This window comes from Sanguibacter sp. TS_SC_8, assembly GCF_055361235.1.
Window position 1 is genome coordinate 2,224,662 of record NZ_CM143955.1, and the last position, 22,089, is coordinate 2,246,750.

24 protein-coding genes are annotated in these 22,089 nt (G+C 73.4%); 12 read left to right on the forward strand and 12 right to left on the reverse strand.

Translation table 11 applies throughout. The features are described 5' to 3' along the window. Window positions 1-209 precede the first annotated feature (209 nt). From ACWA15_RS10090 to ACWA15_RS10100, 3 genes are all read left to right on the forward strand, one after another. The gene (locus ACWA15_RS10090; protein WP_464054989.1) at window positions 210-731 is read left to right on the forward strand and encodes a tyrosine-type recombinase/integrase; all 522 of its coding nucleotides are present in this window, start codon (window positions 210-212) and stop codon (window positions 729-731) included. 9 nt (window positions 732-740) lie between these two features. Beyond that, a complete protein-coding gene (locus ACWA15_RS10095) occupies window positions 741-1,028 on the forward strand; it encodes a hypothetical protein (protein WP_464054991.1) in 288 nt (95 codons plus the stop codon). Between the two features lie 104 nt (window positions 1,029-1,132). After that, window positions 1,133-1,591, forward strand: coding sequence for a hypothetical protein (locus ACWA15_RS10100; RefSeq protein ID WP_464054993.1), 459 nt, complete (start codon window positions 1,133-1,135; stop codon window positions 1,589-1,591). A 10-nt stretch (window positions 1,592-1,601) separates the two neighbouring features. On the opposite strand, the gene ACWA15_RS10105 is transcribed toward ACWA15_RS10100, so the two are convergent. From ACWA15_RS10105 to ACWA15_RS10150, 10 genes are all read right to left on the reverse strand, one after another. Next, window positions 1,602-2,321 carry a YigZ family protein gene (locus tag ACWA15_RS10105; RefSeq protein ID WP_464054995.1) on the reverse strand — a complete coding sequence of 240 codons (720 nt, stop codon included), beginning with the start codon at window positions 2,319-2,321 and terminating at the stop codon, window positions 1,602-1,604. Beyond that, complete coding sequence (locus tag ACWA15_RS10110; protein WP_464054997.1) at window positions 2,258-2,773, reverse strand: DUF6328 family protein; 516 nt, start codon at window positions 2,771-2,773, stop codon at window positions 2,258-2,260. The genes ACWA15_RS10105 and ACWA15_RS10110 overlap by 64 nt, the downstream gene beginning before the upstream one ends. Further along, a complete protein-coding gene (locus ACWA15_RS10115; protein WP_464059476.1) occupies window positions 2,754-3,701 on the reverse strand; it encodes a carbohydrate kinase family protein in 948 nt (315 codons plus the stop codon). Before ACWA15_RS10115 ends, ACWA15_RS10110 begins: the two co-directional genes overlap by 20 nt. A gap of 40 nt (window positions 3,702-3,741) precedes the next feature. Beyond that, on the reverse strand, window positions 3,742-4,320 hold the full coding sequence (locus ACWA15_RS10120) for a Dps family protein (protein WP_464054999.1): 579 nt from the start codon (window positions 4,318-4,320) through the stop codon (window positions 3,742-3,744). A 78-nt stretch (window positions 4,321-4,398) separates the two neighbouring features. Further along, window positions 4,399-4,974 (reverse strand): hypothetical protein, encoded by a 576-nt coding sequence (locus tag ACWA15_RS10125; protein WP_464055001.1) that lies wholly within the window; start codon window positions 4,972-4,974, stop codon window positions 4,399-4,401. After that, entirely contained in the window at window positions 4,971-6,269 is a 1,299-nt protein-coding gene (locus ACWA15_RS10130) for a DUF58 domain-containing protein (protein ID WP_464055003.1), read from the reverse strand. Before ACWA15_RS10130 ends, ACWA15_RS10125 begins: the two co-directional genes overlap by 4 nt. Continuing rightward, a complete protein-coding gene (locus tag ACWA15_RS10135) occupies window positions 6,266-7,285 on the reverse strand; it encodes an AAA family ATPase (protein ID WP_464055005.1) in 1,020 nt (339 codons plus the stop codon). The genes ACWA15_RS10130 and ACWA15_RS10135 overlap by 4 nt, the downstream gene beginning before the upstream one ends. Next, on the reverse strand, window positions 7,285-7,797 hold the full coding sequence (locus ACWA15_RS10140; protein WP_464055007.1) for a hypothetical protein: 513 nt from the start codon (window positions 7,795-7,797) through the stop codon (window positions 7,285-7,287). The genes ACWA15_RS10135 and ACWA15_RS10140 overlap by 1 nt, the downstream gene beginning before the upstream one ends. Then, window positions 7,794-8,537: a DUF4129 domain-containing protein gene (locus ACWA15_RS10145; protein WP_464055009.1), complete on the reverse strand. Its 744-nt coding sequence runs from the start codon at window positions 8,535-8,537 to the stop codon at window positions 7,794-7,796. The genes ACWA15_RS10140 and ACWA15_RS10145 overlap by 4 nt, the downstream gene beginning before the upstream one ends. A 13-nt stretch (window positions 8,538-8,550) precedes the next feature. Next, entirely contained in the window at window positions 8,551-9,717 is a 1,167-nt protein-coding gene (locus ACWA15_RS10150) for a DUF3866 family protein (protein WP_464055011.1), read from the reverse strand. Between the two features lie 34 nt (window positions 9,718-9,751). Between ACWA15_RS10150 and ACWA15_RS10155 the strand changes: the two genes are divergently transcribed. The 9 genes from ACWA15_RS10155 to lnt all read left to right on the forward strand — a co-directional run bounded on the left by ACWA15_RS10155 (window position 9,752) and on the right by lnt (window position 20,869). Continuing rightward, window positions 9,752-10,819, forward strand: a complete 1,068-nt coding sequence (locus ACWA15_RS10155; protein WP_464055012.1) for a helix-turn-helix transcriptional regulator — start codon at window positions 9,752-9,754, stop codon at window positions 10,817-10,819. Beyond that, on the forward strand, window positions 10,812-11,783 hold the full coding sequence (locus ACWA15_RS10160; protein ID WP_464055014.1) for a helix-turn-helix transcriptional regulator: 972 nt from the start codon (window positions 10,812-10,814) through the stop codon (window positions 11,781-11,783). Before ACWA15_RS10155 ends, ACWA15_RS10160 begins: the two co-directional genes overlap by 8 nt. Before the next feature lie 9 nt (window positions 11,784-11,792). Further along, the gene (locus ACWA15_RS10165) at window positions 11,793-12,116 is read left to right on the forward strand and encodes a hypothetical protein (protein WP_464055016.1); all 324 of its coding nucleotides are present in this window, start codon (window positions 11,793-11,795) and stop codon (window positions 12,114-12,116) included. A 194-nt stretch (window positions 12,117-12,310) separates the two neighbouring features. Beyond that, window positions 12,311-12,625 (forward strand): Sec-independent protein translocase subunit TatA, encoded by a 315-nt coding sequence (gene tatA, locus ACWA15_RS10170; RefSeq protein ID WP_464055017.1) that lies wholly within the window; start codon window positions 12,311-12,313, stop codon window positions 12,623-12,625. 65 nt (window positions 12,626-12,690) lie between these two features. Further along, window positions 12,691-13,452 (forward strand): twin-arginine translocase subunit TatC, encoded by a 762-nt coding sequence (tatC, locus tag ACWA15_RS10175; RefSeq protein WP_464059477.1) that lies wholly within the window; start codon window positions 12,691-12,693, stop codon window positions 13,450-13,452. 3 nt (window positions 13,453-13,455) lie between these two features. Continuing rightward, window positions 13,456-14,397, forward strand: coding sequence for a diacylglycerol/lipid kinase family protein (locus ACWA15_RS10180; protein ID WP_464055019.1), 942 nt, complete (start codon window positions 13,456-13,458; stop codon window positions 14,395-14,397). A 21-nt stretch (window positions 14,398-14,418) separates the two neighbouring features. Then, a complete protein-coding gene (locus tag ACWA15_RS10185; protein WP_464055021.1) occupies window positions 14,419-17,346 on the forward strand; it encodes a DEAD/DEAH box helicase in 2,928 nt (975 codons plus the stop codon). A gap of 29 nt (window positions 17,347-17,375) precedes the next feature. Beyond that, window positions 17,376-18,998, forward strand: a complete 1,623-nt coding sequence (locus ACWA15_RS10190; RefSeq protein WP_464055022.1) for an amidohydrolase — start codon at window positions 17,376-17,378, stop codon at window positions 18,996-18,998. 257 nt (window positions 18,999-19,255) lie between these two features. After that, window positions 19,256-20,869 carry an apolipoprotein N-acyltransferase gene (gene lnt, locus ACWA15_RS10195; RefSeq protein WP_464055023.1) on the forward strand — a complete coding sequence of 538 codons (1,614 nt, stop codon included), beginning with the start codon at window positions 19,256-19,258 and terminating at the stop codon, window positions 20,867-20,869. 88 nt (window positions 20,870-20,957) lie between these two features. Here the strand turns inward: lnt and ACWA15_RS10200 are convergent, their stop codons facing one another. Beyond that, window positions 20,958-21,302 (reverse strand): RNA polymerase-binding protein RbpA, encoded by a 345-nt coding sequence (locus ACWA15_RS10200; RefSeq protein ID WP_464055024.1) that lies wholly within the window; start codon window positions 21,300-21,302, stop codon window positions 20,958-20,960. Between the two features lie 307 nt (window positions 21,303-21,609). Continuing rightward, window positions 21,610-22,089: a hypothetical protein gene (locus tag ACWA15_RS10205; protein ID WP_464055026.1), complete on the reverse strand. Its 480-nt coding sequence runs from the start codon at window positions 22,087-22,089 to the stop codon at window positions 21,610-21,612.

The window sequence follows — 22,089 nt, forward strand, 5'->3', positions numbered from 1 at the left end:
GTGGGGGGTCAGGTCGAGGAAGGGCTGCATGGTGAGCATTCAACCACGCCCGACCCCGCGGCAACAGGCCCTGCACGGTCCGCCGATCGACGTCACATCTGTTGTCAGGATAAAATAGTGTGCCAAGCGCCTTTCCAACTATGGGAGAGACTCAGACGGTGACCTCACCACACAACCAAGCAGGGACGCCCAGATACCCACGACCGCCCGTGACGCGAGCCGAGGCCGACTGGCTCTGGCGTGAGCTGTCCGTGGACGCGCTGCGCACCGGAGCGAAGCCGGAGATCGTGCGGCTCGCGGTGATCGTCGCCCTGAGCCGGTGCACCGGCGCCCGGTACGGGGACCTGCTGCGGTGCACGGTCGACTCGTTCGGGCCGGGATGGGGGAGCGTCGTCGTCGAGCACGGGTCGCTGCGCACCCGGCGCGAGCACCCGCTCGACGACGACGCACGCCTCGTCCTGCGCCGGTGGTTCGCCGTCCGGGAGGAGCTGTGCGCCGAGCTGGAGGGCTCGGCGCCCCGGGCGCTGCTCCTCACCGTCCACCACACCCACGACAACGGGGTCACGGTCGTGGCGGGTCTGCCGATCACCCGCCAGGGGCTGGTGCTCTCCTGGCGACGGTTCATCCACCGCACCAACGCGCGCCACGCCGGGCTGCGACCGCCGCTGCCGACCCGCTTCGAGCAGGTACGGCGCGCCTGGTGGGCGCAGGCGCCCGGCGAGGACCTCTAGGCTGTCCCGATGCCCTCCTTCCGAGTCTCGTTCGCCGTCGGAGCGCTCCGCCCCGGCGTCCCGCCCGCCACCGTCCTGCCTGCCGCTGCGGCGGCCGGTGCCGACCTGACCACCGTGGAGTCGAGCGACGTCGCAGTCGTCGGCGGCGCGGCCCGGATCACCGTCCGGTTCACGGCCGAGGACACCCCTGCGGCCCGCACGATCGCTCATCACGTGTGCGCGAGCACCGGCGCGCTGGCTGCCCTCTCCGACCTTGCGCTCACCCGCCGCTACGGTGCCCGCTGGCTCCCGGTGTGAGTCTGGCGGGTTGCCGCTTCCCGGCCTAGGCTGGAGTTATCCTCATCGGCGAGGGCAGACTCATGGGCTGGATCCTTCTCTTCCTCAGTGCCACGCTGGCGTGCGTGGCCATCGCACTCGCGTTCGCCCCGCGTCCGGTGCCCGTCCGGCACGCACGGCGCGGCGCGGCGTCGACCCGAACCGGGCGTCACTCCTCCGAGACGCACCGGGAGTTGTCCGCGATGTCACGGCACATGCACCTGCTCCGCCCGTTCTCCTCGGCCTCCCGCCCGGTCGACGACGACCCCTTCGAGGTCCTCGCCCTCCAGTGCCGGCTGGGGGCCCTCGCTGACGAGATCCAGCGTCTTGAGCGGGACCGCACGGCGATCGCTCGGGCCCACCACCTGCGGGCGTCCCAGTACGCCTACGACGCGCTGCTCGCCGAGGCGTGCACGATGGTGGGACTGCCGAACGAGGAGTGGGACCCGGCCATCCCCGACGAGGCCGCGGGGTCGTGGGTCGTCGACGAGGACACCCGGATGCGCAAGGAGCTCGAGCTGTGCGCACGCGGCTGGTCGTGGTGACAGGCGCCCCTCAGTCCGGCACGTCGGTGACCCGCCAACCGCGGACCTCGACCCCGACGGCGCCGGCCGTGGCGGCCGCGACCACCTCTTCCAGCGCGGTGAGCCGGGCGGGCGGGACGAGCAGGGTGAACGTCACCCCGGTGTCGTAGACGACCGGGCAGAAGGTCGCGTGGTGGATGCTCGTCCACTCACGGAGGGTGTGCTCCAGGCGTCCCGCCTCGGTGTGGCTCGCGGCGACCGTGACCTCCGCGCGCATCTCGCGGCGCACGGTCGTGGCCGCGTCGAGCGCCTCGCTGACCGATGCGGTGTAGGCGCGGACCAGCCCGCCTGCCCCGAGCAGCACCCCGCCGAAGTACCGGGTCACCACGGCCACGACGTCAGTCATCCCGCGGTGGCGCAGCACCTCGAGCATGGGCACCCCGGCGGTCCCGGACGGCTCCCCGTCGTCGGAGGACCGCTGCTGCTCACCGGCCGGTCCCACGACGAGCGCGACGCAGTTGTGCCGGGCGTCCCAGTACTCCTTGCGCACCGCGGCGATGACCGCCTCAGCCTCTTCGGGCGAGGACACGTGGGCGAGGCGGGTGATGAAGCGGGACTTCTTGATGACGATCTCGTGGACCGTCTCACCCACGAGCGTGGAGAGCAGTGGTTCCGCACCGGCCGGGATCACCGGGCGGCACGCGGGGCCGGGGGCGACCTCCGGGCGAGCACCCGTGGTACGACGAACCACAGCAGGAGCAGCGTCACGCCCACGAACGCAGCCGCGGCCGTCGCCGGCCCACGGCTGAGCACGACGTCGAACAGCAGGAAGGTGCACCCGACGAGCACGAGGGACAGGGTCACCAGCCCGGCGCGGGCCAGCAGGTCCCCCTCGCGGACCAGGGTCTCCTTGAGGTGCCGCCGGAACAGGCCGCGGTGCAGCGCGACCGGCGCCACCAGGAAGGCCGTCGCGAGCATGGAGAGCACCACCAGGACGAGGTAGACGCCCCGCTGGGTGTCGTCGAGCAGCTCGAAGCGCTGCTGGAACGGGACCGTGAGGAGGAAACCGGTGAGGATCTGCGTCCCGGTCTGGGTGACCCGCAGCTCCTGGAGCAGCTCGGACCAGTTGCGGTCCATCCGCTCGCTCACGCTCTCGCGACGGTCGTCGAGGGGTCCCGGGCGGTCAGCCGACCCGGGTGCCATCGGCTGCCTGTCGGTGCGAGCTGGCGGGGAGGGGTGCGAGGTCGGGTGAGCCCAGGCACAGCGCGGCCTGCTCGGCGCCGGCGGCCAGGGCGGCGGGCCAGTACTCGAGCCAGGTCTGCGGGGGGCCCCCGCGCAAGCACGCGGCCAGGACCCCGGAGAAGAACGCGTCGCCGGCACCGTTCGTGTCGACGATCGTCGACACCGGAGCCGCGGGGACGTGGTGCCACCGGCCGTCGGCGGTGACCGACCTCGCCCCCCGGGCCCCTTCGGTGACCACGACCGCCTGGGCCCCGGCCGCGATCCGCGACTCCATGAACGCCTCGAGCGCGCCAGACTCGGCAGACTCGCCACGCTCGCCGGCACCGCGAGCGAAGCCGTCGCCGTTCATGAAGAGGTACGTGGCGGCGTCGACGAACTCGGTGTGGAACGCCGACTCCCCGTCGTAGTCGTGGACGTCGCACCACACCGGCTTGGCGTGGTCCCGGGCCAGGCGCAGGAAGGGACGGGCGTGCTCGGCGAGGTCGACCACGACGGCGTCCGCACCGGCCAGCGCTGCCTGCGCTGCGCCGTCGTGCACCCCGGGGCCGGGGGCGGTGGCCGCGGTGGACAGGTAGATCGAGACCCTGCCGCCGCCGGGGTCCATGAGGTTGAGGTGGCTCTCCGACCCGCCGACGGCGTCCTCGGTGACGAGCGTGACGCCGGCGGCGGCGAGCTCGGCGAGGATCCTCTCGCCGAGCTCGTCACTGCCGACGACCGTGCGCAGCACCGTCTCCACCCCGAGCCCGGCGAGGTTGAGGGCCTTGCCCGCAGACGTCCCGCCCAGCGCCGACCGTGATCCCCTCGCGAAGACCATGTGGGGGACCGGTGCGGGCAGCGCGTCGAGGCTGACCAGCTGATTCCAGGACGCGGGTCCCGCGATGAAGACCATCGGCACGTGCGGTTCCCCGGATCTCGTGATGGCGCCGGCGTCAGCCGGCGGCTGTGTCTGCCTTGTCCGCCTTGGCGGCAGCGCTCTTCTCGGAGGTCGCTCCAGCGGTGCTCAGCTCGCCCCCGGAAGATTCTAGGTGAGCGCGCACGAACCAGTGGAACAGCTCGAGCTCGTGCAGGTGTCCGACGAGGAGGTCGTTGCTCACCACATCGAGCTCCTCGGTGTCGTCAGCCGCCTTGCGGTGGCTCGTGATGACCCCCTGGTAGACCTCGTCGAGGGCCCCGAGGTGAGCGATGGTCGAGTCCCGCCCGAGCGCGTAGTCGTCCCAGGTCCGCTCGGCGACGATCGCACCCGGGGTCCCGCGCGGGGCGACACCCAGCGTCGCGATGCGCTCGGCGATCGCGTCCACCATCGCGCGGACCGCGTCGACCTGGGGGTCGAGCATCTCGTGGACGGCGATGAAGTGCGGTCCCACGACGTTCCAGTGCACGTGCTTGAGGGTGAGGGCGAGGTCGTTGAGCGAGTTGAGTCGCTGCTGCAGGATCCCGGCCACCTCGGCCCCCTGAGCGGGGGTCAGCGACGGGACGGTGTACTTGGGCAGCTGCTTGCGAGTGGGCATGAGCCAGTTCCTCCACGTGGACGAGCGGGGTGGATCCCCTCTCTTCATCCTGCCTGCGGGCCGGCGATCGCGCAGAAGTTACTGCTCAGCGCGGTGCGGGCGGGCTCCGCCGCGCAGCGCGACGGCCAGCACCGCCAGCGCCACCGCCCCGGCCGCACCGAGCCACTCCAGACCCGGCTCTGCCCCGTCGGCGCGGTCACCGACCATCGTCAGGGCACCCGCGAGCAGGGCCACCGCCTGGCCGAGGAGGTTGACGACCGCGAACCGACGCCCCTCGGCCGCCAGCACCGCGAGCTCGACCTGGGTCGACAGCGAGATCTGCGAGGTGTACCAGGAGAGTCGGAGGCTCGCATGGATCGCGACCAAGATCAGCGGCGTCCGCCAGGAGTACCCCACGGAGCCGACGGTGAGCAGGGCCAGGGCCGTCGGGACGAGCGAGACGGAGAAGGCGAGATACCCGGGTCGGGTGAGGGTCGCCGCGACCGTCCCGGCGATCACGACGCAGACGACGGCGACGAGCTCGGCCACGAGCGCCCCGCCCGCGGCCGCGAGGAACGCGCCGACGGCGCACACCGCGAGCCCGGCGTGCAGGGACCAGCCCGGGAGGGTCCGTCCGGACTCGATCGAGGCGCCAGGGGCGGTCGTGGCCCTCATCGGGGACGCCTGCTGGCCTGAGCCTGCGCGGCACGCGCGGCCCCGCGCAGGTCGCGGGCGGCGTCGTCGCTTGCCCATCGAAGAACGTCGATCCCCGACCGGGTCAGGGTGATCAGCCGGTCTCGTCGCTCGATGTCGGTCAGCCGCCACGCGTAGGTCTCCCGCACGGACAGCCCGCGCAGGTTCGCCACCGGCAGGGTGTCCACGGCGATCACCCGGTGCCCGTGGGACTGCCACTGCCCGGCGATGTCGGCCGCGCTCTCGTCGAGGAAGGTGGAGAACAGGTACACGAGGGCGCCGGAGGGGATCTGCGGGGCGCGCCTGCGGGCGGGCGGCGCACCGACGGGCCGGCTCAGCGCCAGCGCGTACGTGAGACGCTGCAGGTGCCGCTTCCCGCCCGCGAGCGGCAGCGGGGAGGCCACCCGGCCGAGGTCCTCCAGACCCACCCGGTCGCCCGCGTCGACCACGGCCTTCGCGATCGCGGCCGCGGCCTCCCGGGCGAGGTCGAGGGAGGTCTGTTCGGAGGGTGCGCTCTCCTGGTAGCCGACCCAGGTGGACACCCGGGGGCCGACGTCGTCGCGGGAGTCCACGACCAGCACGACGGAGGCCTCGGACGGGGCGAAGGTCCGCCGGACGTAGAGCTGGCTGAGGTCGGGGGACCGGCGGGCCGTGGCGCGCCAGTCCACCCGGCGGACCGAGTCGCCCGCGCGCGCGGGCGCGACGTCGCGCATCTCGGGTCCGTCGCCCAGGCGCCGGGAGCTGTGCGGTCCGGTCAGCCCGCGCAGCTGCTGGGAGACCGGGACGAGGTCGAGGCGCCGGAGCCGGGGCAGCACGAGGACCCGGGGGGCGGGCAGGTGCGCCGGACCCTGGGTCCAGCCGCCCGCGCCGGCGAGGCCGAGCACGTCGACGGCGAACAGCTCTCGGGTCCCGGTCCGCACCGAGGGGGTGCTCAGCCGGAGCAGCCGGGTGCCCGCAGGCACCGCGACCATCGCCTGGATCGTCGGGTTCCCCGGGCTCAGCGCCCGGACGACGACGGTGGTCGCGCCGGGCGGCGCGGTGATGGTGAGCTCGACGTCGAGCCGTGAGGACCGCACGGCGGTGGTCGCGGCGGTCGAGGAGAGGGCGATCGCGCCGCTCGGGCGGTGCACGATCGAGAACACCGCGCTCAGGATCAGCGGGGTCGCCAGCGCGACGACCTGGGGCCGGCCGATGAGCAGGCCGGCCGCGGCGAGCAGGAGCCCGGCGACGGCGCTGACCATGATGGACGCGTCGGGGTGCCACCGCAGAGGGGTCACTGGCTGGCGACGGTCGCGGGCCCCGCGACGCGGTCCAGGATCCGGGTGACCAGGGTCGCCGCGGCCACCCCCGAGGCCCAGGCTCCGGGGCTCAGGGTGAGGCGGTGGGCGAGCACGGGCACCGCGACCGACTTGACGTCCTCGGGCAGCACGTAGTCACGACCGTCGATGACCGCGAGGGCGCGTGCCACGAGCATGAGGGTCTGCGACCCGCGGGGGGAGGCGCCCACCTCGAGCTCGTCGAGCTCGCGGGTCGCGGCGGCGAGGTCGACGCAGTACCGCACGACGTCGTCGTCGATGAGCACGTCCTCGATGCCGGCCTGCATGGCCAGGACGGTGGCCGGGGTGACGACGGCGCGCACCGGGGAGAACTCCTGGCGGCGGTCCAGGCGGCGGCGCAGCACGTCGAACTCGGCGTCGCGGTCGGGGTACCCCACGCCCAGGCGGACCATGAACCGGTCCAGCTGGGCCTCGGGCAGCGGGTAGGTGCCCTCGTACTCGACCGGGTTGGACGTGGCCATGACGTGGAAGGGCAGCGCGAGCGGGTACGTCGTGCCGTCGATGGTCACCTGACGCTCGGCCATCGCCTCGAGCAGCGCGGACTGGGTCTTGGGGGCGGTGCGGTTGATCTCGTCGGCCAGGAACAGGCCGGTGAACACCGGCCCGGGCCGGAACACGAACTCGCGCTCGGCCGGGTCGTAGACCGAGGACCCGGTGATGTCGGCAGGGAGCAGGTCCGGGGTGCACTGCAGCCGGGTGAAGTCGAGTCCGAGGGCGCCCGCGAGGCTGCGCGCGGCCAGCGTCTTGCCCAGACCCGGCACGTCCTCGAAGAGCACGTGCCCCCCGGCGAGGATGGCTGCGAGCGCCACCCGGACCGGCTCGGCCATCCCGACCACGACGGTCGCGACCTCGGCCAGCACCTGGTGGGCGAGGTCGGCGATCTGGGCGACCGGCAGGCCCGTGGCGAGCGGCTCGGGAGCGGTGGGTGCCGGTGTCTGCTGGGGCGTGGTGGTCATCAGGAGGTCCTCGGTGACGGTTGGGGGAGCGCGGAGGGTGAGGGGTGCGTGTGGGGAGCCGGCTCGATCGCGGCGAGCCGGTCGATGCACCGACCGAGCTGATCCATCGACGGCGGCGGACCCTGGGTGGTGAGGATCGTGTACGGGCCGGTGCCGAGCAGCTCGCGGGCGGCGTCGGCGTGGGCGGGGTCGTCGAGGTCGACGCCGTGCAGCGCGAGGCGCACGGTCGCGGCCTCCCGGACGGCCTGCAGGCCGCGGACGCTCACCCTCTCGTCCCGGGTCATGAACGCCCAGGAGAGGGCAGAGATCCGGTCACGGGCCCCGTCGCGGCGGTCCACGGGTTCCCGGGGCCACTGCGGGGCGTGGATGCTGGGCTGGGCGACGAGCATGATCGTCACGGCTGCGGCCACGACCAGGACGAGCACCGCGTGGGCGAGGTCCAGCCCGATGGCGTGCTGGACGAAGACGGTCGCGAGCACCTCGAGCGGGAGGTACCACCAGAGCGCCTTCATCGTGAGAAGTCCTCGGTGAGGCGGCGCAGCGCGGCGCCGGCCGCGGCGACCTGGGCCCCGGTCATCTCGGTGTGGGCGAACCGGGCCAGGTGGTAGAGCCCGAGCAGCTCGGAGACGGCATCCGGGGAGGCGGGGGTGGCGCCGAGCACCGCGACGGTGAACTCGGTCGGTGTCTGGGCCGGTGCGCGGCTCGCGCCGCTGCGCACCGCGGCGTCCTCGAGGGCCAGCCACGCAGCGATGATCGCGTCGTTCGAGTGCTCTCCCTCCCGCAGCAGCATCTGGGCATGGGCAGCCCCCTGGTGCAGCGCGGTCAGCGGCACCACCTCGAGGTCGATGGCCGGTGGTGGTCCCGGGTCCACCGGGCGGTCGCGCCGGGTGGCGAGCCACGGCACGAGGGTCCTGCGCACCCACAGCCCCAGACGGTAGAGCAGGAAGGCGGCGAGGAGCGCGCCGGCCACGGCCAGGACGATGTTCACGGCTCGACCGGCCCACTCGTTCGGCTCTCCGTCACCGGGCTTGATGAGGACCGGGGGCTCGGTCGGTTCCGCGGTCGGGGGGAGCATCTCACCGGTCGTGGTCGGTGCGGGCTCCGGGGTGACCGACCAGTCCCCGCTCAGGGCTGCGCCGGCGACCACGACGAGCAGCAGCACGGTGGCTGCGGCGACCGCGAGCGCCGTGCGACGGGTCGCAGTGCCGGCGGGGCTTCGGGTCGGAGTGGGCGCTGGAGGTGGCGAGGGCATGGTGGCGCCCACCTTAGCGGGTGCCAGACCCTTCCCGGGGGACGTGTCGCACCGCGTACAGACCGGCGACAGCCGCTGCGAGGAAGGCCGCGGGGTCCTGGGAGAGTCCGCGCCCCATCGTCGACAGGCCCACCGGGGATCCGTCGAGGGCGGCGAGCAGCTCGGGTGAGGTCTGCACCGTGACCAGCTGGTGCCCGGCCGCGGACAGGGCCTCGACCTGCTGCTCGACCCGCCGGTCGAGGGCCACGGGGTCCTGCCCGCTGGCCACGAAGGCCCCGGGGGCGCCCGCGAGGACCGGCACGACGACGTCCGCGGGGCGCAGCGCGACCCGTCCGTAGGCGGTGAGGGAGTGGTGGGACACACCGAGGTGGCGCTCGCGCGGGTCCGCGCCGGAGATCCGCAGCGAGGCGACCGGGCGTCCGCCCAGCGTCGCCGCGGCGTTGACCGCCTCACCGGCGCTCACCCCCGAGAAGCCCCACCGGGTCCCGGTGCCGAGGTTCCCCGGTCCCTGCGCAACGACGACGAGGTCGGCGGCGAGCACGACGCGGGCGGCGAGGAGCCCGGTGTGGACGGTGACGGCCTCGTGGTCACCACCGAAGGCCTGCCCGACGGTGAGGCAGGAGGCCAGCCAGCCGGCGTCGCGCAGCCCGGCGACGGTGCGGGAGAAGCCCGCCGGCAGCGCGCCGCCGTCGGTCATGACATAGACGATCCGCGGGGCCGGGGCGCCGAGCTGGGCGGCGCCCAGGCGGGCGCCGGCGATGATCGCCGGGAGGGCGGAGTGCAGGTCGGCGACGACGACGGGCAGGCCCGCCAGGTCGTCGGCGTCGCGCAGCAGGTCGTGGTGGGGGGACTCCTGCTCGTCGATGCCCAGGACCATGGTCTGCAGCGGGGTGTACCGCGCCTTGACGAGGTGCCCGGGGCCGGGGGCGGCGGGAGGTCGTGTGGGGGCGCCGGGCACCGGCAGGACGGTGATGACCATCGCGTAGCCCCCGGTGCCGAGCCCGCGGTCCAGGGCCGTGGTGTTGAGAACCACCGTGTCCCCGGGGCGCACCGGGCCGGTCAGGTCGGGGTAGGCCAGCGACCGGATCGGGCCGACGCCGGCCACCTCGACGCTCAGCTCCTGGGCCCCTGACCAGGAGCGACCGAGCGACACCACCACACCAACTCGCGACGTAAGCACGGCGTCAACGCTACTCGACGCTAGCGTAGGAGCGATGTCTGCCTCCACGCCCCCCGCGGCCCGCCTGCTCAACCTTGTCATCGCGCTCATGAACACCCCGGTGCGCATGACCAAGGACGAGATCCGCACGTCCGTCGCCGGGTATGCCGAGCCCGCCTCGACCGAAGCGTTCGAACGAATGTTCGAGCGGGACAAGGACTCGCTGCGGGGCCTCGGCGTGCCGATCGTCACTGTCGACGGCGGGTCCGCCGTGGACATCGGCTACCGCATCGACAAGGACTCCTACGCCCTGGACGAGGTGGACCTCACCCCCGCCGAGCTCGGTGTGCTCTCCCTGGCCGCCCAGTTCTGGCAGGACGCCGCCGTCGCGGTCGACACCTCGCGGGCTCTGACCAAGCTGCGCTCGGCCGGGGAGATGGACACCGGGCCGGCGGGGGAGGGCACCGACGCCGTCGCCGGCCTCGCGCCCCGGGTCCGCACCGTCGCGGCCGCCTACGAGCCCCTGCTCGACGCGATCCTCGCGCGCCGGGTCGTCGTCTTCACCTACCGCGCGGCCAGCACCGGTGAGGTCCGCCGGCGCACCGTGGAGCCCTGGAAGGTCGCCGTGCGCGACGGCGGGTGGTACCTGCTGGGCCACGACCGCGACCGCGGCGCGGCCCGCTCCTTCCGGCTCACCCGGATCGAGGGCTCGGTCCGGGCGACCGGGGAGCCCGGGGCGTTCACCGTCCCGGCAGAGATCGACGTCGACCAGCTCGTGGGCGGCGGCCCGCCCGCCCCCGTGCGCCATGCCCTGCTCGCCCTGCGGCCCGAGCGCGCCAGCGCGCTGCGGGCCCGAGGCAGCACCGCCGGACCCCTGGGACCCGACCTCGCGGCCCTCGCCTCCCGCGTGCCCGACCGCGAGCTCGTCACGGTCGCGTACACCTCCACCCAGGCCCTGGCCGACGAGATCGCCGGCTACGGCGAGGCGGCGCTCATCCTGGAGCCCGGTGAGCTGCGCACGGAGGTGCTGGAACGGCTGCACGCCGCGGCGGACCTCGCGCTGACTGCCGACGCGACTCCTGAACCGACGACCGACCCGACCCCCGGAGCGAACCGTGGCTGAGCGTGCGACCGAACGATTCGTGCGCCTCGTCGGGCTCGTCTCCTTCCTCGAGGCCAGCGGCCCGGTGCCGGTCGCCGAGCTGGCCCGGCACTTCTCGGTGACACCCCAGCAGATCCTCGCCGACGTCGACACCCTGTGGATCTCGGGGACCCCGGGGTACTGGCCGCAGGACCTCATCGACTTCGACGCCGACTCCTACGACCGGGGAGTGGTGCGCCTGACCGAGGCCCGCGGCATGACCCGCCCCCTGCGCCTGGGCACCCGGGAGGGCATCGCCCTCATCGCCGCGCTGAAGGCGCTGGCCGAGGTGGTGGCCGAGTCCGGGGACGCCCAGCAGGCCGCGGTCATCGGGTCCGCGCTGACCAAGCTCACCCTCGCCTCGGGTGAGGCGTCGGCGGCCCTGGACGTGAAGCTGAAGATGGACGCCACCCCCCCGGTGCTCGCGGCTCTGCGGTCCGCGCTGAGCCAGGGCCACCAGCTGCGGATCGAGTACGTCAACGCCTCCGACGTCACCTCGACCCGGATCGTCGAACCGTTCCGGCTGCTGCCCTCGGACACGTTCACCTACCTGCATGCCTGGTGCCACAGCGCCCAGGAGCAGCGCACCTTCCGCACCGACCGGATCCTCACCGCGCAGGTGCTCGATCACCCGGTCGAGCACAGCGCCCCGCTCGGGGTCCCCGAGGACTACCGCCCGGCCGGTGACACGGTGGCCGAGCTGGTGCTCTCCAGCCGGGCCCGGTGGGTCGCCGAGCAGATCCCGGTCGAGTCCGTGGTGAACCTCGACGACGCCGACGACGCGCGCTTCGCCGTGACCGTCCGGGTGGCGAACCCGCTGTGGCTGCGCCACCTGCTCCTGCGCCACGCCCGCGACGTCCGCTCCGTGCGCCCCGCCGCCCCGCGCGACGACGCCGCCCGCGCCGCCGGGGCCGCGCTGGCCGCCTACGCGGCGCTGGATGCGTAGGCTGAGCAGATGTGGTTCTGGATCTGGTGCGTTCTTGTCCTGGGCGCGGGGGTGGGCGGGTTCTTCCTCGGCCGCGACCTCTGGCGTCGCGCGAAGGCGACCCTGCATGCCGGCGCCGGGCTGGGTGAGGCGCTCGACGCCATGTCCCAGAAGGTGACCGCGCTCGAGGCACAGCAGCCCGCCTCGATCCCGCGCCCGGTCGACGTGTTCGCCGACCGGCGGGACCTCGCCGAGCTCGTCGCGGACCGCCGCCGGCTCCGCCGGGAGCGCGCGCACGCACGCCGTCTGGGCCACGCCGCGCGGTACGAACGATGGCGCATGATCGACCGGTAGGTCGCCCGCAGGTCGCCGGGACCAGCCCTCGGGCTTGACACGGCCCCCGGCTGGGACACAATAGGCGAAGCGCTTCGACGATGAGGCGCGGCTCGATGCGCGGGTGCACCGAACGTTCACCGCAGGCGGGTACCCTGCCCACGGTTCGACCGAACTACCATTGAGTCAACACGTACGTCTACTGGAGGTCTCCCATGGGTGCCATGAAGCCGATGCACTGGGTCATTCTGCTCGTCATCGTCCTGCTGCTGTTCGGGGCGAAGCGCCTTCCCGACCTGGCCAAGAGCGTCGGCCAGTCGATGAAGATCTTCAAGAAGGAGATCAAAGAGCTCCAGGAGGACGACGTCCCGGTGACCCCGGTCGCCCCCGTGTCTCCGGTCGCCCCCGTCCCGGTCGTCGCTCCCGAGGTCGTGGTCCAGCCGGTTGCGCCGGTCAACACCGTTCCGCCGGTCACCACGTCCAAGCCCGCGACCCCCGCGTCCGAGAGCATCGCTCCACCTAAGGCCTAGGCGTGGCGCAAGGCTCACAGTCGAAGGCGGACCGGCGCGCGGAACGGCTGGCCGCCAAGGGGAAGATGTCCCTGCGCGGACACCTCCTCGAGCTGCGCAAGCGGCTCTTCCTCGGCGCGCTCGGCATCGTCCTCGGTGCCGTCGTCGGGTGGTTCCTCTACGACCAGGTCTTCCAGCTGCTCCAGCAGCCCATCCTGGAGGCGGCCGCGCGGCGCGACCAGTCCGCCTCGATCAACTTCGGGGCGCCCGGCGCCGCGCTCGACATGAAGTTCAAGATGTCGTTCTTCGTCGGCTTCATCATCACCAGCCCGTGGTGGCTCTACCAGCTGTGGGCGTTCATCACCCCGGGGCTGACCGGGAAGGAGAAGCGGTACACGGTCGGCTTCATCGGCGCGGCCGTCCCGCTCTTCCTGGCCGGCGCCGGGATGGCCTGGCTCGTGCTGCCGCACGCGGTGCGCATCCTCACCGACTTCCTCCCCACCGACTCCACGAACTTCCAGGACGCCCAGACGTACCTGAACTTCGTCATGCGCCTGCTCGTGGCCTTCGGCCTCGCCTTCGTCATGCCCGTGGTCATGGTCGCGATCACCTTCCTCGGTCTGGTCCGGGCCAGCACCTGGGCCAAGGGCTGGCGGTGGGCGATCGTCGTCGCCTTCACCTTCGCGGCGATCATGACCCCGACCCCGGACGCCCTGACGATGATCCTCGTCGCCCTGCCCATCTGCGTGCTCTACTTCGCGGCCCTGGGCGTGTGCATCCTGCACGACCGCCGCGTCGACAAGCGGCAGGCGGCCTTCGACGAAGAAGTCGCCGGATACGACGTCTGACCGGTGCCTGCGCGCGTCGGCCTGGTCGTCAATCCCACCGCCGGGCACGGGCGTGGCCGCGCGGCAGGCCTGCACACCGCCCGGGCGCTGCGTGAGCGCGGCTGCGTGGTGGTCGAGCTCTCGGGGGAGTCCGTGGCCGACGCGCTCGCCCGCGCCCGCGGCGCCTCGATCGACGGGCTCGCCGCCCTCGTCGTCGTCGGCGGGGACGGCATGGTCCACCTCGGGGTGAACGCCGTGGTCGGCACCACCACCCCGCTGGGGATCGTGGCGGCCGGGTCCGGGAACGACTTCGCCCAGGTGCTGGGCCTGCCGGTGCACGCCGTCGACGCCGCGGTCACCCGCATCACCGGCGCCCTGGGGCGCCCGCCCCGCGCGGTCGACGCCGTCCACGTCGCCCCCTACATCGCCGGGGCGCACACCCCGGACACCGAGACGTGGGGCGGCTCCTGGTTCGCCGGGACGCTGTCCCTCGGTCTCGACGCGGCGGTCAACGCCCGCGCCAACACCTACCGCTGGCCCCCCGGAGGGGCCAAGTACGTCCGCGCGGTCGTCGCCTGTCTGCGCGAGTTCAGCCCCTATGGCTACCGGATCACGACCGACGACGGCACCTTCGACCTCACCGGGACCGTCGTCGCGGTCGCCAACTCCCCCCAGTTCGGGGGAGGGCTGCGGATCGCACCGGACGCGCGCATCGACGACGGCCGGCTCGACGTCGTCTACGCCGGCGCCCTCACCCGGCGCGGCATCCTCAAGCTCTTCCCCGGGATGTACCGCGGGCGCCACCTGGCCCACCCGGCGGTCTCCGTCCTGCGCACCACCTCGATCATCATCGAGCCGACCACCGACGGGGCGTTCCCGCCGGTCGCCTTCGCCGACGGCGAGGTCATCGGGCCGGTGCCGCTGCGCGCCCGGGTCCATCGTGGCGCGTTGCACGTGCTCGTCTGAGGATCGACCTAGGCTGGAGCCATGGCTCCCCGCTCAGATCGCCGCACGTCAGACAGCAACGCCGAGCGTAGCCCGGACGGGCTCGACCCGGCCGGTCTCAGCCCGTCCGAGCGGTACCGCAGGTTCCGCGAGCGCGCCGCCCAGTCCGGACCCCAGCTCACGAGCTTCCGGGAGTCCCTGGACGTCGAGCTCGACGAGTTCCAGATCGACTCCTGCGCCGCGCTGGAACGCGGGCAGAGCGTCCTCGTGGCCGCCCCCACCGGCGCCGGCAAGACGATCGTGGGGGAGTTCGCGATCCACCTCGCCGTCGCCGGGGGACGCAAGGCGTTCTACACGACCCCGATCAAGGCCCTGAGCAACCAGAAGTACACCGACCTCGTGCGCCGGTACGGGACGGACTCGGTCGGCCTGCTCACCGGGGACACGACGATCAACGGCGAGGCGCCGGTCGTGGTGATGACCACCGAGGTGCTGCGCAACATGCTCTACGCGGACTCCCCGACGCTGGCCGGGCTGGGCTACGTCGTCATGGACGAGGTGCACTACCTCGCCGACAGGTTCCGCGGGGCGGTGTGGGAAGAGGTCATCATCCACCTGGCGAGCGACGTGCAGCTCGTCTCCCTCTCGGCGACCGTGTCCAACGCCGAGGAGTTCGGCGACTGGCTCGAGATGGTCCGCGGGGACACCGCCGTGGTGGTGAGCGAGCACCGCCCGGTGCCCCTCACCCAGCACGTCGTCGTCGCCGGTCGCGGGACCAACCCGGGCGGCATCCTCGACCTGTACGCCCACACCGTCGACCCCACGTCCCCCGGGACCAACCCGCCGATCAACCCGGACCTGCTCGCCGTGATGCGCCAGAGCGAAGGCTTCCGCGGCGCAGGCTCCACCTCGGGCGGCGGTGGCTGGGGCGGTGGCCGCGGCCGGGGGCGCGGTGGACCACGCGGTGGCACGGCTCCTGCCGCCCAGCACTCCGGGCGGCGCGGACCTCCCCGGTTCGCCGTCGTGGACGGCCTCGACCGCGCCGGGCTGCTGCCGGCGATCTTCTTCATCTTCTCCCGGGCCGGCTGCGAGGGGGCCGTGGCGCAGTGCCTGGGTGCCGGGCTGCGGCTGACCAGCCCGGCCCAGGAGGCACAGATCCGCGAGATCGTCGAGGCCCGCTGCGCCGCGATCCCCTCCGAGGACCTGGCCATCCTCGGCTACTGGGGCTGGCTCGACGCCCTCAGCCGAGGCGTCGCGGCCCACCACGCGGGAATGCTCCCGCTGTTCAAGGAGACCGTCGAGGTGCTGTTCAGCGCCGGGCTGGTCAAGGTGGTCTTCGCGACCGAGACGCTCGCCCTCGGGATCAACATGCCGGCCCGCTCGGTCGTGCTGGAGAAGCTCGTCAAGTGGGACGGGTCGAGCCACGTCGACCTCACCCCGGGGGAGTACACCCAGCTCACCGGGCGCGCCGGTCGGCGCGGGATCGACATCGAGGGTCACGCGGTCGTCGTGGACCACCCCGGGCTCGACCCGGTGGCGCTGGCCGGGCTGGCGTCCAAGCGCCTCTACCCGCTGCGCTCGAGCTTCGCCCCGACGTACAACATGGCCGTCAACCTCGTCTCCCAGGTGGGCCGCGAGCGCTCCCGGGAGATCCTGGAGACGTCCTTCGCGCAGTTCCAGGCGGACCGGGGGGTGGTGGGCCTGGCCAAGCAGGCCTCCGCCAACTCCGAGGCCCTGGACGGCTACGCCCGCGCCATGGTCTGCGACAGGGGCGACTTCACCGAGTACATGCGCCTGCGCCGGGCGATCACCGCGCGGGAGGGCGAGCTGGCCAAGCGGGCGTCGGGGGAGCGCCGCTCGGCGATCATCGCGTCGCTGACCGGGCTGCAGCGCGGGGACGTCATCGAGATCCCGTCCGGGCGACGCGCCGGGTACGCGATCGTCGTCGACCCCGGCCAGGAGGCCGGCTTCGACGGGCCCCGCCCCACGGTCCTCAGCAGCGAGCGCCAGGTGCAGAAGCTCACCCTGGCCGACGTCCCGCACGGCGTGGAGACCGTCGGCGCGGTCCGCATCCCCAAGGCCTTCAACGCCCGCAACCCGGCCGCGCGCCGCGAGCTCGCGCTCGCGCTGCGCGCCACCCTCGAGGCCCTCCGGGAGTCGGGCGGGGCGGGTAGGGCGGGCACGACACCCGGACGCACCGTGCGCCGTGGGTCGGGGGAGGACGCGAACCTGGGGCGGCTGCAGACCGCGCTGCGGGCGCACTCCTGCCACTCCTGCCCCGACCGGGAGGACCACCTGCGGTGGGCGAGCCGGTGGGCCAAGCTCGACGCCGAGCACCGGGCGCTGCTGCGCCGGATCGAGGGGCGGACCGGGTCGATCGCGAAGGTCTTCGACCGGATCTGTGACGTGCTGAGCACCCTGGGCTACCTGGAGCGGCGCGGGGACGGTGAGCTCGTGGTGACCGCCCCGGGCGCCGCGCTGCGCCGGCTGTACGCCGAGAGCGACCTGCTGCTCGCGGAGTGCCTGCGCCTGAAGGTGTGGGAGGGGCTGGACGCGGCCGCGCTGGCCGCGGCGGTCTCCACGGTCGTGTACTCCGCGCGCCGCGACGACACCGACGCCGACCCCCACATCCCCGGGGGACCGGGCGGGGTGCTGGGCCGGGCCCTGGACGAGACCGTCCGGGTGTGGTCCAAGCTCGACGACCTGGAGACCGCGCACCGCCTGGAGGCCACCGGGACCCTCGACCTCGGCCTCGTCGAGGCGGTCCACCGGTGGGCGTCGGGGCGCAGCCTCGACGTGGTGCTCAAGGGCACCGACTTCGCCGCCGGGGACTTCGTGCGGTGGTGCAAGCAGATCATCGACGTGCTCGGCCAGCTCACCAAGGCGGCGCCGGACCAGCGCATGCGTGCCACGGCCGACCAGGCCATCGAGGCGCTGCGCCGGGGCGTGGTCGCCTACTCGAGCGTCTGACCGCCGGCCCGGTGGCATAAAGTCGTGCGGTGACCTCGATCCTGTACCGCAACGGCATCATCCACTCACCGGCCGACGCCTTCGCCGAGGCCCTGCTCGTCGACGACGGGGTCGTGGCCTGGATCGGGGCCGACGACACCGCCGACGGTCTCGCCGCCCGCGCCTCCCGGGTGATCGACCTGGACGGCGCGCTCGTGGCCCCCGGGTTCGTCGACGCCCACGTCCACCTCCTCGAGGAGGCCTTCGCCCGCGAGGGCGTCGACCTGTCCGGTGTTCGCTCCCGGGCCGGGGCGCTGGACGCCCTCGCCGCCCGGGCCCGCACCCACCGACCCGCCGAGGGCCCGCTGCTCGCCCACGGCTGGGACGAGACCACCTGGGCGGACTCCCGCCGGCTGACCGCTGCGGACCTTGACGCCGCGGCCGGCGGCGTCCCCGTCTACGCCGCCCGGGTCGACGTGCACTGCGCCGTCGTCTCCACGAGCTTCGCCGAGCTCGCCGGCCTGGCCTCACGTCCGGGATGGTCCCAGGACGGCTTCGTCGCCGGCGAGGCGCACGTCGCGGCGCGGGCGCTGGCCCGCCAGGTGGACGCCGCCCGCCGCACCCGGATGACCGAGACCACCCTGCGCACCGCCGCCTCCCGCGGCGTGGTCGCCGTGCACGAGAACAGCGCCCCCGGCGTCGACACCCGCGAGGGCCTCGCCGCGCTGCTCGCCGCGACCGCCGACGCCGCCTCCGGGCTTCCCCTCGTGACCGGGTACCGCGGGGAGCTGTGCCGCACGGTCGAGGAGGCCCTCGCCCTCGCCGAGGCCATCCCGGGCCTGACCGGGATCGGCGGTGACCTCTCGGTCGACGGGTCCCTCGGGGCCCGCTCCGCCGCGGTCCGCGCTCCCTACCTGGACGCTCCCGGCACCTGCGGCACCCTGCACCTGGACGCCGCCGACGTCGAGGCGCACGTGCTCGCGGTCACCGCCGCGGGGCTGCAGGCCGGCTTCCACGTCATCGGCGACCGCGCCACCGACGCCGTCGTGACCGGTCTCGTCGCGGCCGCCGAGCGCGAGCGCAGCGCCATGCGCCGCCTCGGTCACCGCCTCGAGCACGCCGAGATGATCGACGACGCGGCGCTGGCCGCGCTGGCGACCCTCGGGGTCGGCCTGAGCATGCAACCTGCCTTCGACGCGGCGTGGGGCGGTCCCGGCGGCCTCTACGAGAGACGGCTGGGGGTGGAGCGGGCCGGGCAGATGAACCGGTTCGCGGCGATCGCCGCGGCCGGGGTCCCCACGGCCTTCGGGTCCGACGCACCCGTGACCGCGCTGAGCCCGTGGGCCGGGGTGCGCGCCGCCGTCTACCACCACACCCCCGAGCACCGCATCTCCGCCCGCGCCGCGTTCCGGGCGGCGACCCGCGGCGGCTGGCGCCTGGCCGGCCTGGACCACACCGGGGCGGGGGAGATCCGGGTGGGCAGCCCCGCCCACCTGGCCGTCTGGACGTCGGAGCACGTCGGCGTGCAGTCCGAGGCGCCGAGGCTGTCCTCGTGGAGCACCGACGCACGCTCGGGCACACCATTGCTGCCGGACCTGAGCCCCGATGCGGGGCTGCCGCAGTGCCGCCAGACGGTGCGCGCCGGCCGGGTCATCTTCGACACCTTCGACTGATCCCGTCCGTCTCACCCTTCCCGTCCTGACCTCGGGCTTGACAAGCCCGAGGGCAGGACGAGTAGGTTCGTCCTGTAACTTCCTGACCTGCTCCGATGAGGTGGGGGAGTCTTCCGTGGCGTGTCACCTCGATACGTCAGGGGTGGTTCGTGCTTTCAGTAGAAAACGCAGGCCTCAGCGATGCGACCAGCGGCACGAAGGACGCACGAACCACCCCACTCCAGCGAATGCCCAGCACCGTGACGTACCCTGCTCAGGTGCTTGCGCGACGCGTTCCCAGGTGGCTCACCCTCGTCCTCGCCGTCGTCGGCGGGTTCATCACCGATGCCGGTTTCCCCGACATCGGCATCTGGCTGCTGGCCATCGCCGGGGTGAGCCTGCTCTTTCTCGCCACCGTGCGCGACGCCCCGGCGTGGAACTTCCTCATCGGCTTCGTGTGGGGCCTGGTCTTCTTCCTCATGCACATCCGGTGGGCGCAGTACGCCGTCGGCGACGTGCCGTGGGTCGCGCTGAGCGTCCTGGAGGCCCTGTTCGTCGGGCTGTCCATGCTCGCCTGGACGTACGTGCGCCGGGTGCCCGCGATCGCGGCCCGGGTCAGCCTGCAAGCCCTCGCCTTCGCGGTGGTCTTCGTCGCGGGCGAGCTGGCCCGCTCGGCCGTGCCCTTCGGCGGGTTCCCGTGGGGTCGGGTGGCGTTCTCGCAGTCGGAGTCGCCCCTCGGGCGCCTGGCCTGGCTCGGCGGCATGCCCCTGGTCTCCCTCGCCGCCGTGCTGTGCGCGGCCCTGCTCGCCCTCGCCGTGATCGCCCTGGGGCGGTTCAACCTGCTCCGCGCGGGCGCCTGCGCCCTCGTCGCGGTGGCCGCGGTCGGAGCGGGGCTCGCCGTCCCGCTCGACACCCGGGCGCAGAGCGGCACGCTCCAGGTGGGCGCCGTCCAGGGCAACGTGGCCACACCCGGGCTGGACGCGTTCAACCACCGCCGCGAGGTGCTCAACAACCACGTGGACGGGACCTACGCCCTCCTCGACTCCGTCGCCCCCGGGGACCTCGACCTCGTGCTCTGGCCGGAGAACGGCACCGACATCGACCCGCAGGTCGACGCGGAGGCCGCCACGGCCATCGACGACGCCGCCCGCGCCGTCGGGGCGCCGCTGCTCATCGGGTCGCAGGAGTTCCCCGAGACCGGCGGGCGGTACAACGTGTCGCTGCTGTGGGAGCCGGGCACGGGCGTGGTAGGTCGCTACGCCAAGCAGCACCCGGCGCCGTTCGCGGAGTACATCCCCATCCGCAGCCTGGTCCGCCCGTTCTCCTCCGCCGTCGACCTGGTCACCAACGACATGATCGCCGGCACCGAGGTCGGGATCGTCGAGCTCGTCTCACCCCGGCTGGGACGCACCGTGGCGATCGGGGACGCGATCTGCTTCGAGGTCGCCTACGACGCCCTCGTCCAGGACTCGATCGAGGCCGGCGCCGAGCTGCTCGTGATCCCGACCAACAACGCCTCCTTCGGCCCGACGAACGAGTCCACCCAGCAGCTCGCCATGTCCCGGCTGCGGGCCATCGAGACCGGGCGCACCACCATCCAGATCTCGACCGTGGGAGTGAGCGCCGTCATCGCCCCCAACGGGGTGCTGCTCGAGCGGACAGGGCTGTTCACCGCCGAGCAGATGGTCAGCCCGGTGGCCCTGCGCACCTCGCTCACCCCGGCCGTGCAGGCGGGGGAGTGGCCGGCCAGGATCGTGCTCACCGCGGCCGCGCTGCTCACCGCGGCGGGCGTCGTGGTGACCGTCCGGTCCCGGCGGCGGCCCGCACCCGTCGCCCAGCGTCCGGGCCCTGCGAGGAAGCCGGCGGCGAAGAAGGCTGCGGCCCGCGCCTAGCGCACCCCGCGCCTAGCACGCCCCGCACACGACGATGCCCCCGAACCCAGCTGGGGTCGGGGGCATCGGTGGTCGTCGGCTCAGTGCCTCACGCGCTGCGGCGGAGCTTCCCGGCACGCAGCAGAGCCAGCCGCTCGTCGAGGAGCTCCTCGAGTTCCTTGACCGTGCGGCGCTCGAGCAGCATGTCCCAGTGGGTCCGGGGGGCCTTGCCGGCCTTCAGCTCGGGCTGTTCGGCGTCGCGCAGCAACGCCTCCTCACCGCACCGGCACTCCCAGACCAGGGGCACGTCGGCCTCGGTCGAGAACGGCAGGATGATCGTGTGCCCGTTGGGGCAGTCGTAGTGCGCCTGGAAGCGCGGAGCGAAGTCGACGCCCTCATCGGACTCCATGCTCTTGGCGCCGATGCTCATACCGCGCAAGGAACGGTCTGCCATGTTGTCCTCCAAGTGATCTGCGGTGACATCGATGACGCCTGATGCACCCGCTGTTACGTCGATGTCTGAAACGAAGCTCTGGTAGTTCAACGAGTCGATCAGGTGATGTGTTCCACGCCCTCCGTGAAGGTACCGTGAAATCGCCGCTCGGACTCGTCGAGATGGCGGTGCTCCGCGCATCTCGGGTGTCTCGGTGGTGCCCAGGTGTGTCGCCGTGCGCATGACCACGGTGCGAGGCTGCCCTGGGAACGTCGCCAGTGTAGCGCGGGAGGGTGGTCGGCCGCATGCCACCGGGCGGTTAGCCTCATCACCTCCGGCGCGAGCGCGGTGCGCACCGGGCCCTCTCGAGCACCCGGGCCCGGTGCGCTCCCACCGCGGCGATCATCCGGATCGTCCAGCCGGTGGCGTCGGCGGCGCGCCACAGCGCGTCCGCCCAGGAGCGCTCGTGGTCCCCGTAGTCCCCGCCCCTCGGGCGGACGATCGCGACGAGCGCCTGAGCGCCCGGGGACACGTGCCCGACGACGTCGCGCATCGCCTGCGCGAGCGAGACGGTCGTCGCGTCGTCGGGCACCGGCGGCAGGTCGTCGATCGGCACGACGAGGGCGAGCGCACGGTCGTCGGCGGAGAGGAAGGTCACCCACAGGACCGCCTCGTCGCGGCAGTCCCCGACGAGGCCCGCCAGGTGCGCGAGCGCCTCGTGGTCGGACGTGAGGAGCGAGCCGGGAGGTCGGGGCGTGCGGTGGGTGCGGTGGGTGTTGTCGGCGGCGGGAGCAGGAGAGGGGGTCAT